Source organism: Nonomuraea sp. GTA35 (assembly GCF_041950525.1).
In the GTDB taxonomy this organism is placed as follows: Bacteria; Actinomycetota; Actinomycetes; order Streptosporangiales; family Streptosporangiaceae; genus Nonomuraea.
On the sequence record NZ_JBGNUV010000008.1, the window covers coordinates 139,090 to 152,088 of the forward strand.

Sequence of the window (12,999 nt, forward strand, 5' to 3'; positions counted from 1 at the left end):
TCCCGGAGAATCTTGGCGCATCCGCCGAGGAAAGGGGAGCTCGTAGGACGCGTCGGCGCTGCATCACGCAAATTCAATCCTAAGAATCCGTTGACTATAGCGTATGAATACCCGCAGAATCCTGCACATCGTTCCCTGAAACAACGGCGGTGCTCATGAATCTCCCTCAGAAGGGTGCGGCTGCCCTCGCCGTCGCCGTCCTCATGCTGGGCACGTCCGCGTGCGGCGGTGGCGGTGGCGCCTCGGACGCCGAGGAGTTCACCTTCTGGTCGATGCACAAGCAGGACGAGCCCCGCGCCAAGATGCTCGGCGAACTGGCGGCCGCGTTCACCAAGGACACCGGGATCAAGGTCAACCTGGTCTTCCAGGGCAGGGAGAACCTGAAGAAGTTGCAGCCCACCCTGGTCGGCGGCAACGTCGCGGCCGACCTGGTCGACGGCTCGCAGGCCGGCCTGCTCAACCTCCTGCAGGCCACCGGCAACGCCAAGGACCTGTCCGGCCTGCTGAAGGACCGGATCCCCGGCGAGGACAAGACCGTGGGCGACGTCATCCCCGACAACTACCGGCAGGTCATCGCCGACGCGGGTAAGACGTACATGATTCCCACGTCGGTGCACACCTGGCAGATCTACTACAACGCGGCCAAGCTGCCCGAGGTCGCGGCCGACCCACCGAAGACCTTCGAGGAACTGCTCGCGCTGTTCGACAAGAGCAAGGCGGCGGGCAGGGCCGCGCTCGCCGCGGACGGAGACATCCAGGGGTACGTCGGCAAGTGGCTCTCCCAGGCGCTGATCCGCGAGTTCGGCCCCGGCAACCTGGCCAAGGCGCTCACCGACCAGAGCGGAGCCGGCTTCGACGACCCCAGGTTCCTCAAGGCGGCCACCTACATCGAGCGCCTCGCCAAGGGCCAGTACATGATCGACGGCTGGGACGCCAGCAAGTTCCCCGCCATCCAGCAGAAGTGGGCGCAGGGCCAGGCCGACTTCCTGTTCATCGGCACCTACGGGCCGAGCGAGACGGCCGAGATCGCCGGCCCCGGATTCACCTTCCGCTCCTTCCCCTTCCCCCGGACCGAGGGCGGGTTCACCTCCGAAGAGGTCTCGCTGTTCGGCTTCGCCGTACCGGCCAAGGCCAGGCACGCGGCGAACGCGGAGAAGTTCATCGAGTACTTCATGAACAAGAAATGGCTGGAGCGCATCCCCGCCGACGAGAAGGTGATGTCGATCCGCACCGACACCAGCACCCCCGTCGAGGTCGCCGACGCCAAGGCGACCCTCGACTCGGGCGTGCCCCTCCACCTGCAGATGGACGGCGTGCGCGGCATGGACGACTGGAACGTCAAGATCTTCCTGCCGATGGCCAAGGACCTGTTCGCCGGCAAGGTCACCGCCGCGGACTTCGTCGCCAAGCTCAAGACCGACACCGTCAACTGGTGGAAGGTCAACGGCTGATGGCCACGGCCACCGTAGAGGCACCGGCCGCCGTCAGGCCCGCCGCGGAGACGGGCAGCCCGCTGGCCAGGGCCAGGCAACGCCTCTACCTGCCCTTCGTGCTGCCCGCCCTGGCGGTCTACCTGCTGGTCTTCATCGTGCCGAGCCTGTTCACGGTGGTGCTCAGCTTCGCCGAGTGGGCGGGTGCCGGGCCGATCGAGTGGGTGGGCTTCGACAACTACCGGCGGCTCTGGTACGACGACGTCTTCCACTCCTCGCTGCTCAACACGCTGCTGATCCTGATCGGCGTCGGGTTCCTGACCTTCCTGTTCAGCTTCGGGCTGACGATGGTGCTGCGGGAGATGGCCGGGCGCAAGTTCGTCCGCGCGGTCATCTTCTTCCCCAACGCCGTCTCCGCCCTGGCCATCTCGATCCTGTGGGGCTTCCTGTTCCAGGCCGACGGCCTGGTCAACGCCCTGCTGCGGCTGGCCGGGGTGGACGCCGTGCCCAGGTGGCTGGCGGACGACAACCTGTTCTACGTCATCTGCATGGGCCTGGTCTGGGTCAACACCGGCTTCTACACCACGATCCTGATGGCGGCCGTCGACCGCATCCCCGCCTACCTGTACGAGGCGGCCGACCTGGAAGGCGCCTCGCCCTGGCAGAAGTTCCGCAACGTCACCCTGCCACTGATGTGGGACGCCGTCGCGGTCAGCGCCACCCTCTGGGCGATCAGCGCCATCAAGATCTTCGAGTTCATCTACGTCTTCGCCGGAGCGGCGGGCTCGGTGCCGACGACCAAGGCGTGGACGTTGTCGCTCTACGCCTACGCCGAGGCCTTCCAGCCCACGGGCGAAGCGCGATACGGGGCCTCGGCCGCGGCCACGATGGTGACGCTCGCACTGATCGTCGTGCTGACGCTGCTGACCCGCAGGGTCACCCGACGCGAGAGCTTGGAGTACTGAGTGATGGCCACAGTCCCCGTACGGCTGCGCCCCGGCAGGCTGCTGGTCTGGCTCGTCGTCGCCTTCGACCTCCTGGTGCTGCTCTGGCTCGTCCTGTCGTCGTTCAAGACGGCCAGGGAGATCTTCGCCGGCCCCTTCGGCCTGCCCGCCGACTGGCGGCTCGACAACTGGGCACGCGCCTGGGAGGTCAGCGAGTTCGGCCCGGCGATCCTGCGCACGGTCGCCGTGGTGGCGGCCACCGCGCTGGGCACCGTGCTCATCGCCGCACCGGCCGCCTACGCGCTGAGCCGCTTCACGACCAGGACCTCCGGCCCGCTGACGTCGTTGTTCGCCATGGGGCTCGGTGTGCCCGTCCAGGCGATCATGCTGCCGCTCTTCGTGGCCATGTCGCAGCTGGGGCTGGTCAACAGCCTCGGCGGCCTGATCATCGTGTACGTCGCGACGTCCATCCCGTTCGCGGTGTTCTTCCTGACCGCCTTCTTCCGCAGCCTGCCGGGCGATCTGGAGGAGGCGGCGGCGATCGACGGGGCCGGCCCGCTGCGCACCTTCTGGCAGATCATGTTGCCGCTGGCCCGCTCCGGTCTGGTCACCCTCGTGATCCTGAACGTGATCGGGCACTGGAGCGAGGGCCTGCTCTCCCTCATCTTCCTGCAGGACCCGACCCAGCAGACGCTGCCCCTGGCACTGCTCAACTTCATGACCCGCGTGCAGTACAGCGGCGCCGACTGGGGCGGCCTGTTCGCGGCCATCGCCATCGTCATCCTGCCGCTCCTGCTGGTCTACATCTGGCTCGGACGCCGCATCATCGAGGGCATGACCCTCGGCAGCGGCAAGTAGCCCCCCGTTCTGAGAGGCACCCCCCATGCGCTCGTTCCATGCTGCTCTCGCCCTGGCCCTGCTGACCCCCGCCGCCGCGCTCGCCGATCCGCTTCCCCTGGCCAACGGCGGCTTCGAAACGTGGACGGCGGCGGGCCTGCCCGCCTCGTGGTCCGCTTGGAGACCCAGGGGCGACGGCAGGATCACCGCCTCGGCCGACGCGGCCGAGGGAACGAGCGCGGCCGAGCTGAGCACGGACTCCTCGGACGACCGGGTGGCGATCACGCAGCGGGTGGCGCTGCCCGACAGCGGCGGCGGCCTCATCCACCTGCGGGCCAAGGTCCGCTCCGCCGGGCTGACCGGCGGCAGGACCAGCATCAGGGTGCAGCCGCTGAGCGCGTCCGGCGTCTCCAGCGGGCTGCGGTACTTCGCCCAGACCACGGGCACCACCGGCTGGCACGAGGTCGACGGCTACCTGGAGGTTCCGGCCGGGACCGCCACCGTCACCCTGGAGCCGATGATCGACAGCGGGGTGGGCACGTTCGCCGTGGACGCGCTGAGCGTCGAGTGGGCGGGCCCGCTGCCCTCGGGGGACGGCTGGCAGTTCGTCCCCATGTCCGGCACGCCGACCTCCTCCGAGGAGAACGGCACGCTCACGATCGGCGGCCCGGCGGGGGCCGGCGGCCAGTACCGCCGGACCTTCCCCGTCGACGATCGCACCGTCTACGCCTCGCGGCTGCGGGTCAAGCTCGACGAGATCGCCTGCCAGTCCAGCAAGCTGGAGATCGCCTACACCCCGATGCGGGCGGGCCAGCCCATTCCCGGGGCCCGCCAGGCCTACGCCGACATCGACCAGCAGCGCGACTTCGTCCCCGTCGCCCACAACGTGCCGATGCCGACCGGCGCCGACGCGGTGCGCGTCGAGGTGACCTTCACCGGTCCCGGGACCGCCTGGATAGAGACGGCCGAGCCCGCCGCGCTGCCCACCGACGTCGGGGGCGAGTATCCGAGCTCGCGGGTGAGCCATCCGCTGAGGAATCCGCAGAACATGATGGGCGGCGCCGACTGGAGCGCCGTCGCCGGCGAGCCGGACGAGGTCAAGCGCACCAGACTGGGCACGCTGGCGACCATGCCGGAGTCCGACTACGTCGCGGCGGCGAAGGCCGCCGGCGCGAGCCGTACGGGACTGGACGTCCGCCCCGAGTTCGAGACGCACCTGCGCAGGTTCGCCGAGCTGGGGGAGCGGCGGCGGGCCGTCCTCGGCCTGATCGAGCTCGCGCGCGGCTACGACGACGTGCCGTACGCCCACCCCTCCTGGTCGAAGAACACCATCCCGTTCCAGGCCGTGCGCGCCTACGACCTGGTGTACGACGCGCCGGACTGGACGCCGCAGACGCGCGCGCTGGTCGAGAGCTGGCTGCGGCGGACCGTCGTCAGCTTCGTCAACCTGGCCGACAAGCCGACGGGCCTGCACAACATCGAGGTCTACGGCTTCCGCTACGCCTTCGCCGTCGCCTCCATCCTGGGCGACCCCGACCTGGTCAGGTACGTGCTGCCGATGACCGACCGGATGTTCTCCGGCCGGCAGTTCCTCGCCGACGGCACCTGGGAGGAGGCGACCACCTCCTACCACGACCAGGTGATGTTCTTCGCCCGCGGCGCGTTCACCCTGCTGGCGGAGAACTACGCCGACCCGGCCGGATACGCCGGCGAGCTCCGGCTCGACCACACCGATCTGGTGCCGGCACGCTATCCGATCTTCGCCAAGGCGGCGGCCATGGGCCAGGCGCTGCGCTTCCCCGACGGCGTGCCCGTGACGATCAACGACACCCACTTCCCCAAGGCCGACGACATGGTGGCCACGGACCCGATCACCGACCTGAAGAACATCGAGCTGTACGGCTACGGCCACTACGCGCTGACCGCCGGCGACACCCGGGACGCGCTGCAGGCGCACCTCACGCTGCCGCCCACCTCGGAGGGCCTGCCGTACAAGGCGGGTCACGGCCACGGCGACCACCTGGGGCTGATCCTGTGGGGATCGGGCATGGAGGTCCTGCCCGACCAGGGCTACCCGCACCAGGTGCCCAACCACCGCTACTGGCACATGGACACCCCCGCGCACAACACGCCGTGGATCTGGTCGAGGGACAACGCCGGCGGCTACACCTGCCAGGACGCGCTCGGCACCGGCGCGGCCGTGCTCGCCTACGACGACGGCGCCACCTCGGGCAAGGGCGTGCAGCTGATCGAGGCGTCCGAGCCGGGGCCCGCGCAGGACGGCGCCGAGGTCAAGCGACGCCTGCTCGCGGTGATCCAGTCTCCGGAGGGCCGGTACGTCCTGGACGTCTCGCGGCTCAAGGGCGGCGACGCTCACCAGTGGTTCCTGCGCGCCTCGGAGGACGAGGACGTCACGCTCGACACCGCGCTGCCCCTGCAGGACAAGGGCGGCACGGTGAAGTCCTACTACGAGTCGACCGGCAAGACCGACGGGCTGGCCGAGGACCGTGACCTGATGCGCGACCCACGCGTCGGACCGGGCACCGGCGACCTCTCCTTCACCTGGACGGGCGCCAGGACGGGCACGGCCGTGCGCGCGTTCGTGAACGGCTCTCCCGGCGACGAGGTGATCTTCTCCAAGGTGCCGACGCTCCGCCGTACCGCGAACGACGCGGCCAAGAAGGACGCCTACCCGAACTGGCACTTCCAGCGCCGCAGGCTGGTCACCCCCGCGGACACCACGACGTACGCGGCCGTCTACGAGACCATGCGCGCGGGACAGCGGGGCAAGCTGTCGTCGGTCACCTTCGAGGAGGCGTTCGGCGGCGACCCGATGACCTCCGTCACCCGCCTCGAAACACCGAAATATCGCGACATCGTGTACGTGAGCGACTCCACCCAGGAGCGCGTCGTGGACGGGATCACGATGGCCGGCCGCTTCGTGCTGGCCCGCGTCGACAAGGCCACCGGCGCCGTCGTCTCCGGCTACGTCAACGGCGAGGGCCACCTGTACGGCGGGGCGTTCCGCCTCACAGGTGACGATCGGACGCTCCCCGTGACCGGCACCTCCAGCGCCTACACCGGCGCCCCGGCCACCCCGGCGAGCTCCTCGCCCAACGCCCTGACCGTGGCGGGCACGTTCCCCGACTGGGCCGAGGGGCTGTGGGCCACCACCGCGCTGGGTGACGGACGCGGCTGGGGGATGCGTGTCGACCGGGTCACGCGCGGCACCGTCGGCGTGCACGACTGGGTGCCGTTCGAGGTCGGCTCGGAGGGGGCGACCACGTCCTTCTTCCCGCGCGGCGCGCGGGTGCCGGGGGCCGTGACGGTCACCGTACGCCGGCCCGCCTGGGCGGCGCTCAGCCCGGCGACCCTGACCGAGGCGGTGACGAACGCCGCCGAGACCGGGGCGATCAGGAATGCCGGCGTGCGGGCCGGCCTGCTGGCGCGGCTTCGCGTGCTGGCCGAGGTGTGGGAGCGCCCCCAGGCCAGGCGCGGCATCCTGACAGGACTGAGCGCCGAGGTGACGGCACTGGCGGGCCGCGAGATCGATCGGTCCTTCGCGGCCGACCTGATCAGCGCGCTGAAGACCGCCCGCGACCTGCCGTGAGCGGCGGAGTTCCCCGGGAGCGAACCGGCCCTGTGGCCGAACCCTCGCGGCCGAGCCCCACGGCGAGGGCCGCACGGGCGAGGGCCGCACGGGCCCAGGGCCGCACGGGCGAGGGCCGCACGGGCGAGGGCCCTACGGCGAAGGGCCCGCGCGACGTGAACGCCGCCGGCGCGGGCTACGTCACCGACGTCCGGGCCGGACGCTCAGGCGCAGGGAGAAGGGGTCCAGGGTCTTGGGCAGCGGGCCACCCGCTCCGAGTTCCGGGCCGGCCGGATGGAAGTCGTACTGGCGTAGCAGCGTGGCCAGCACCGCAGCCCCGACCTGGCCTCCCAGGTCGGCCCCCGGGCAGCGGCCGGGCCCGGCCGAGAACGGGACGATCCACCAGTCGGCCGAGGCCCGGCCGTCCAGCCAGGCCTGCGGGGTGAAGGTGTCGGCGTAGTCGATCTGCGGGTTCCGGCTGTGCACGGCGACCGGGATGGTGATGTCGGTCCCGGCGGCGAGCGTGGCTCCGTGCCAGCCGGTGGGCGTGGTCACGACCCGCCGCAGCGTGGGCACGAGGGGCCACAGGCGCAGGGACTCGTACAGGCAGGCACGCAGATGCTCCCGGTCGCCGCCGGCCGCCCGTGCCTCGGCCCGCGCTCGCTCGTAGTGCTCGGGATGGCCGGCGAGCAGCGCCAGGGTGGTACCGAGCACCGTCGTGCCGATCCCCTCCAGGGCCATCAGCCAGTGCGGCACCTGCACGGCCGGGCGGGTGAGCGGGCTCTGGGGCGCGGCCGCGAACAGGCCCGCCAGGCTCCCGTCGGCCGCCGCCGCCACGTGCGGTTCGATCCGCGCCATCATGGCCTGCCGCAGTCTACGCACCCTCTTCTCCCGCCAGGGGCGCAGGCCCACCCAGTTGCCCTCACGGCGCAGCGCGTTGAGCGCCGAAAGGATCTGGACGTCGTCGCGGGCGGCATCGCCGAGCACCAGCCGCAGGACCGCCCGGTAGTAGCCGTCGCGCAGCCGCTTCCAGCTCACGACGGCCGGGCGGTGGCCGAAGATCCCGTCCAGTTCCTCCGCCATCACCTGGTCGATCCGCCTGGCCAGATCGTGCGGCGCCCTTCCCGGCTGGAGCACCGCGTCGGTGAACCGGCGCTGGTCCTCGCGCGACTTCCCCCGCGAGAGCAGCAGGCTGTCCGGCTGGACGGGCGAGAACGCGCGCCACTTGTCTTCCGTACGAAGGGAGAAGACCGAGTCGCTGCCGGTCAGCACCCGTTCGACGTCGCCCTGCGAGAGAAGCAGGAGCACCTTTCCCCGCGGGCCCTTCACATAGAGCGAGCGGCCGCCGTAGCGCACGCGCAGCCTCATGCAGAAGCGCTGGGCCGCGGCCTGCGCATCGAGCCGGGCGAGCTGCCGCATCATCAAGGGTCTGCGGATGACGGGGCCGCGGGCGAACTCCGGAAGGGAGTACAGCAAGGAGAACGTGAGGCTCTCCAGCCTGGTCGCGTGCGGTATCTCGGCTGTCGCCTGCACCATGGGAAGGCCTCCAGACCTGCGGATACCACAAATAGTAGTTAATCAATTACTATAAGTGAAGGCCAAAAGGTGGCGACCAGCCCTGGACAGGGCAAAGACGGCAGCCGCCCTGTCGACCGCCTGTCCGCGCGACTCCGATTGTCCGGGTGCGTTTCGGTCGGGTATGCGCGATCATGACCGGATGGACGCTCGTTTCCTTGGCATCGCTGAGTTGGTCCAAGCCCCGGCCGTGGCGGTCGTGGTCGACGTCATGCGTGCTTTCACGGTGGCTGCCTGGGCCTTTGCCCAGGGCGCGGAGAGGATCGTTCTTGCTGGGTCTCTGGACGAAGCCCTGGCGCTCAAGGCTCGCCACCCGGATTGGGTGGCGCTGAAAGACGGTCCGCCCGCGCCCGGGTTCGACGCTGTGAACTCGCCGGCCCTGCTGCGGTCCGTCAGCTTCGGCGGCCGGACCGTCGTGCAGAAGACCACTGCGGGGACGGTCGGCGCGCTCGCGGTCAAGGAGGCGTCGCTGGTGCTGTGCGCCAGCTTCGTGGTGGCGGAGGCAACGGCTCGGCTCTTGCGGGCACGCGAGTGTGACAGTGTCACGTTCGTGGTCACCGGCGAGGACGGGAACGCCGATGAAGATCTGGCGTGCGCTCAGTACATCGCTCGCAGGGCCGCCGGGGCCGGGACGGATGCAACCGAGTTCCTTCGCCGCGCCGGCGAGTCGCGCGCCGCCGTCGAGCTGGCGGAGGGCGTGCGTCAAGGAGCCCATCCTGATGACGTCGCACTCTGCCTTGAGCTCGACCGGTTCCCCTTTGCCATGGTGGCGACCATGGACGACTCGCTCATGGTCCTGCGTCCGCGCGCCGTGCCTTCGCCGGCCGGCGAGGCTTCGATCTGATCGCTGGTGAGGTTCCCCTCGCCAACCGGCAGGCGCTGGCCGCGTCCTCCAGCAGGACATCGCCCGCGGCTGCACCGCCGTGCTGAGGCGGGCCCGAGCTGGCAAGCTCATCGACGAAGCAGCCGGCCTCGACTGGGTGTGCCGGGTCCACGTGGTTCGTCTGGGGGCGGCGGGGTTTCGTCATCTCACCTGGGCCAGCTTTTCGCCGGCGGTTCCGGGGGTGTGGTTGGCGGGCAGGGGTTTGGTGAGGAGGGTTGTCGTGTCGTCGGTCGTTTCCGTGTGGTAGCCCTGGGTGTGGTAGAGGCGGATGTTGTGCCGGCTCTGGGCGCCGGTGGACAGGACGACGCGGTGGCAGCCGGGGTCGGCTGCGGTTTCGGCCTGGCGCAGGAGCCAGCGGCCGATGCCGTGGCCGCGGAGGTCGGGGACGACGGCGAGGCGGCCGACGTGCCAGTCGTTGTTCAGGCGGCGGGTGCGTACCATGCCCAGCAACCGGCCGTCTCGCCACAGGCCTGTGGTCTGCCAGGTGGCCAGCCAGGTGCGGACCTGCTCCAGCGACTCGGTCAGGGCGGGGATGGCCAGGGTGTCGTTGGCGAGTGCTTCCTCCACCCAGCAGCAGCGCTGGAGCACCAGGACCTCCGCGGCGTCGTCGGGGGTCAGCGCACGCGTGTACGAGCCCGGCAGGGGTGTCGTCTCCGCAGGCCTGGTGCGGGTTTGCTCGCGCATCGGCCGCAGGGCGTGGGCGAGGCGGACGAGTTCGTCCAGGACTCCGACGGCGACCTGGTCGCGGCCGGTGTCGGGGCGCAGCCGGCCGCCTTCGACGGTGTCGGCGATGCGCAGGGCGGCGGTGGCGCCCAGCGGTACCAGGCGCAGGGTGGTCACCACCTGTTTGGCGTGCTGGACCGACCGGGTGCCCGCTGAGGTGTTGCCGTAGCTGACGAAGCCGATCGGTTTCCACGCCCATTCCCGGCTCAGGTAGTCGAGGGCGTTCTTGAAGGCCGCCGGCATGCCGTGGTTGTACTCGGGGGTGACGGCGATGAAGCCGTCGGCCGCGTCGACCATCGCGCTCCATCGTTTGGTGTGCTCGTGCTGGTAGCGGCCGGAGGCCGGTTCGTGCTCCTCGTCGAGGAAGGGCAGGGCGAGGTCGCCGAGGGTCACCGGCACGAGTTCCGCGCCGAGCTCGGTGGCCCGGGGCGTGATCGTGTCGATCAGCCACTGGCTCACGGCCGGGCCGAGAGCGCCGGGCCGGGTGCTGCAGGTGAGGACGAGGACCCGCACAGGTTTCGTTGACATGGAAACGAACGTAGCTGGTAACTTGTTTACATGTCAAAGAAGCGGTCTCCCGAGACGGTGCGCTGGCTCGACGCGGATGAGGAACGCGCCTGGCGCGCGCTGCGCCGGATGATGATCGCGATCCAGTCGCGTACCGCGCACGACCTGGCCGCGATCGGCCTGTCCGAAGCCGACTACGAGGTGCTCAGCACGCTGTCCGAGCGCCCGGGCCGCACCAGCACGCTGCACGAGCAGGCCGCCAAGATGGGCTGGTCCCGCAGCCGCCTGTCACGGCACGCCACCCGGATGGAGACCCGCGGTCTCGTGCGGCGCGAGCCCGACCCGGACGACGGCCGCGGCTGCTATCTCGTCCTCACCGAGCACGGCCTGCACACGCTCGAGGACGCCGCCCCGGCCCATCTGGAATCGGTCCGCCGCCACGTCATCGACCGGCTCTCACCCACCGACCTGTCCACCCTGGAGAACATCGCCCGCAAACTGGAAGAACCCACCTGACCACCACCGGAGAAACCGAGCAGCATCAGTGCACCGGCGGACGGGGCAGCGCGCGCCGGCAGCGCCCCGTCGTCGCCGGCTCGGGCCTGGAAAGCCACTCGCAGCGGCCGTCACCGGCGCTCGCTCACAGTCGAGGCACTCTGCGAGCTCTTCGGCGGTCCGGGGGCCGTGAGCCGGCGGAGGCCGACCAGGGCGTAGCCCAGTACCACGAAGGCGACCAGCACGCCGGCCGCCGCCGACGCCACCGTCGGCCAGCCCAGCCGCTCCACGTTCAGGAACGGGTAGACGTAGCGGCGCGGCAGGTGAGGGGCGGCGAGCAGCACGAAGGCGCCGTACAGGAGCGGATACCCCAGCCAGGCGAACGGTGCCGCCCACCGCGCCTGGCGTCCCCGGTCGAACGCGGCCCAGTCGGCCACCGCCATCAGCGGCGTCACGTAGTGCAGCAGGAAGTTGCCCCACCCTCGCGCGCCGCCCCCGTCCAGCAACGCCAGCGGATTCTCCAGGTCGCGCGAGACGTAGTTGACCAGGCAGGTGACCAGCAGATACAGCGTCACCGCGCCCTTGACGTCGGCGGAGGCCGGCCGCCTGCGGCCCATGATCAGCCGCCAGCCGTAGTAGAGCGTCACCATGACGTTGCTCTGCACCGTGAAGTACGCCCACGGGCGGCCGATCGACGAGGTCAGGCAGGCCAGGCCCGCCACGGTCGCCGTGATCAGCAGGATCCGCCATGCCGTCAGCCATCCCGCACGCACGTCCGCCACAAGATCACATTAGCGCGGGGCGCGACGGAAGCGCGTTCAGGAAGGAGGCGATCTCCCGCGGATCGGGTCTCAGGGCTGCACGGCGCGGTAGCGGTGGCTGCCGTTGATGGTCAGCGTGGAGCCGGGCATGCCGATGGCCGGGCGCGACCCCGGCCTCTTCACGTCTGGACGTCAACACGTCCGTGGCCGACTACGTCTGGCTGCCGATTCCCTTCGGCGGGCAGACCCCCGTGATCGAATGGCACGACGACTTCGGCTTTCCTCCGTCAGCCGATCATCGAGGGAGGTGACAGGTGTGGCCGGTCCGTGGTGAACAGTGCCCTGTGCAGCACGGCGCGGGCGCGGTGGGCGCTTCGCGGCCGCTCGGCCACGTCGTCCTCGGCCATCGCGGCCGCCGCCAGGGCGAGGTCAGCATCACATCGCCGACGCCGACCCCGGCGTGGACCAGCCTGAGAAAGGAGTTCGGGCGCACCGGGCAGGCCGGGCATGGAGCGGCTGAGGGGTGACGGGCCTACTGGTCCGGCCAGCCGAGGGGATGGCGCAGGGTCGCCGGTGGTTCGCCGCCCGCCCTGTTGAACGCCGTCATGGCGGCGATCAACGCCTGGGCCTCCATCGGCGTCAGGCGCGAGACGATGCCGGCGATCTCCTCGCTGCGGCGCGTGCTGACATCGTCGACCAGCCGCTGGCCCTCCGGGGTGAGCCGCATCAGGGTCTCCCGGCGGTTGTGCGGGTTGACTTCGCGCGCGATCAGCCCGGCGGTGGCCAGCCGGTCGGCCATCCGCGAGGCAGTGGAGCTGTTGACCGCGAGCGCGTCGGCCATGGTGACGAGCTTGGTCTCGCCGTGCGCGGACAACACGACCAGCATGCGGAACTGGGGGAGCGTCACCTGGTCCTGGACGGCGGCCAGGGATCGGGCGGCGATGGCGACCAGCAACCGTGACCCGGTGAGGACAGCCGAGATGACGGCTTGGAGATCCTCGGTGTCCACCCGGTCCGGTGAGCGCTCCTTCATGGTGATTAGTTGTACACGGTCGGGCGTCGAGCAGGGGAAGCGATGCCTTGCGCCAGAGAGCGGCACACCACGACATCATCCTGGCCACCCCCACGTCACCCCGCCCGGCGATGTCGTGGTCGATGCCGCGTGGCGGCTCGACCCGTCCACGCTGCTTGTCCGAATATCCTTGCATGGTGCAACTGAGTTCGGAGGTGCCGTTCGGCCATTCCGGCCTTCTTC

At 70.4% G+C, this 12,999-nt stretch carries 10 protein-coding genes; 6 read left to right on the forward strand and 4 right to left on the reverse strand.

Translation table 11 applies throughout. The features are described 5' to 3' along the window. Positions 1–155: 155 nt before the first annotated feature. The 4 genes from ACBJ32_RS32390 to ACBJ32_RS32405 are packed head-to-tail and all read left to right on the forward strand — an operon-like array spanning position 156 to position 6,821. Positions 156–1,451: an ABC transporter substrate-binding protein gene (locus ACBJ32_RS32390; protein WP_375129963.1), complete on the forward strand. Its 1,296-nt coding sequence runs from the start codon at positions 156–158 to the stop codon at positions 1,449–1,451. Then, positions 1,433–2,395 carry a carbohydrate ABC transporter permease gene (locus ACBJ32_RS32395; protein WP_375129964.1) on the forward strand — a complete coding sequence of 321 codons (963 nt, stop codon included), beginning with the start codon at positions 1,433–1,435 and terminating at the stop codon, positions 2,393–2,395. Before ACBJ32_RS32390 ends, ACBJ32_RS32395 begins: the two co-directional genes overlap by 19 nt. A 3-nt stretch (positions 2,396–2,398) precedes the next feature. Continuing rightward, positions 2,399–3,232, forward strand: a complete 834-nt coding sequence (locus ACBJ32_RS32400; RefSeq protein WP_375129965.1) for a carbohydrate ABC transporter permease — start codon at positions 2,399–2,401, stop codon at positions 3,230–3,232. Between the two features lie 25 nt (positions 3,233–3,257). Further along, complete coding sequence (locus ACBJ32_RS32405; protein ID WP_375129966.1) at positions 3,258–6,821, forward strand: heparinase II/III family protein; 3,564 nt, start codon at positions 3,258–3,260, stop codon at positions 6,819–6,821. A 180-nt stretch (positions 6,822–7,001) separates the two neighbouring features. Here ACBJ32_RS32405 and ACBJ32_RS32410 read toward each other — a convergent pair whose 3' ends face one another. Beyond that, positions 7,002–8,336 carry a cytochrome P450 gene (locus ACBJ32_RS32410; RefSeq protein ID WP_375129967.1) on the reverse strand — a complete coding sequence of 445 codons (1,335 nt, stop codon included), beginning with the start codon at positions 8,334–8,336 and terminating at the stop codon, positions 7,002–7,004. 181 nt (positions 8,337–8,517) lie between these two features. Here ACBJ32_RS32410 and ACBJ32_RS32415 point away from each other — a divergent pair, with 181 nt between their 5' ends. Next, positions 8,518–9,219 (forward strand): 2-phosphosulfolactate phosphatase, encoded by a 702-nt coding sequence (locus tag ACBJ32_RS32415; RefSeq protein WP_375129968.1) that lies wholly within the window; start codon positions 8,518–8,520, stop codon positions 9,217–9,219. Between the two features lie 180 nt (positions 9,220–9,399). Here the strand turns inward: ACBJ32_RS32415 and ACBJ32_RS32420 are convergent, their stop codons facing one another. Beyond that, positions 9,400–10,509 carry a GNAT family N-acetyltransferase gene (locus ACBJ32_RS32420; protein ID WP_375129969.1) on the reverse strand — a complete coding sequence of 370 codons (1,110 nt, stop codon included), beginning with the start codon at positions 10,507–10,509 and terminating at the stop codon, positions 9,400–9,402. A gap of 30 nt (positions 10,510–10,539) precedes the next feature. Here ACBJ32_RS32420 and ACBJ32_RS32425 point away from each other — a divergent pair, with 30 nt between their 5' ends. After that, positions 10,540–11,004 (forward strand): MarR family transcriptional regulator, encoded by a 465-nt coding sequence (locus tag ACBJ32_RS32425; protein WP_357893790.1) that lies wholly within the window; start codon positions 10,540–10,542, stop codon positions 11,002–11,004. Positions 11,005–11,114: 110 nt separating this feature from the next. Here ACBJ32_RS32425 and ACBJ32_RS32430 read toward each other — a convergent pair whose 3' ends face one another. Beyond that, positions 11,115–11,765 (reverse strand): Pr6Pr family membrane protein, encoded by a 651-nt coding sequence (locus ACBJ32_RS32430; RefSeq protein WP_375129970.1) that lies wholly within the window; start codon positions 11,763–11,765, stop codon positions 11,115–11,117. 511 nt (positions 11,766–12,276) lie between these two features. Next, on the reverse strand, positions 12,277–12,777 hold the full coding sequence (locus tag ACBJ32_RS32435) for a MarR family winged helix-turn-helix transcriptional regulator (RefSeq protein ID WP_375129971.1): 501 nt from the start codon (positions 12,775–12,777) through the stop codon (positions 12,277–12,279). Positions 12,778–12,999: the final 222 nt, after the last annotated feature.

Bases quoted from the DNA above. Each gene is read 5' to 3' on its own strand.
- ACBJ32_RS32390 (WP_375129963.1), top strand. From the start codon at position 156: ATGAATCTCCCTCAGAAGGGTGCGGCTGCCCTCGCCGTCGCCGTCCTC.
- ACBJ32_RS32400 (WP_375129965.1), top strand. From the start codon at position 2,399: ATGGCCACAGTCCCCGTACGGCTGCGCCCCGGCAGGCTGCTGGTCTGG.
- ACBJ32_RS32405 (WP_375129966.1), top strand. From the start codon at position 3,258: ATGCGCTCGTTCCATGCTGCTCTCGCCCTGGCCCTGCTGACCCCCGCC.
- ACBJ32_RS32410 (WP_375129967.1), bottom strand. From the start codon at position 8,336: ATGGTGCAGGCGACAGCCGAGATACCGCACGCGACCAGGCTGGAGAGC.
- ACBJ32_RS32415 (WP_375129968.1), top strand. From the start codon at position 8,518: ATGGACGCTCGTTTCCTTGGCATCGCTGAGTTGGTCCAAGCCCCGGCC.
- ACBJ32_RS32420 (WP_375129969.1), bottom strand. From the start codon at position 10,509: ATGTCAACGAAACCTGTGCGGGTCCTCGTCCTCACCTGCAGCACCCGG.
- ACBJ32_RS32425 (WP_357893790.1), top strand. From the start codon at position 10,540: ATGTCAAAGAAGCGGTCTCCCGAGACGGTGCGCTGGCTCGACGCGGAT.
- ACBJ32_RS32435 (WP_375129971.1), bottom strand. From the start codon at position 12,777: ATGAAGGAGCGCTCACCGGACCGGGTGGACACCGAGGATCTCCAAGCC.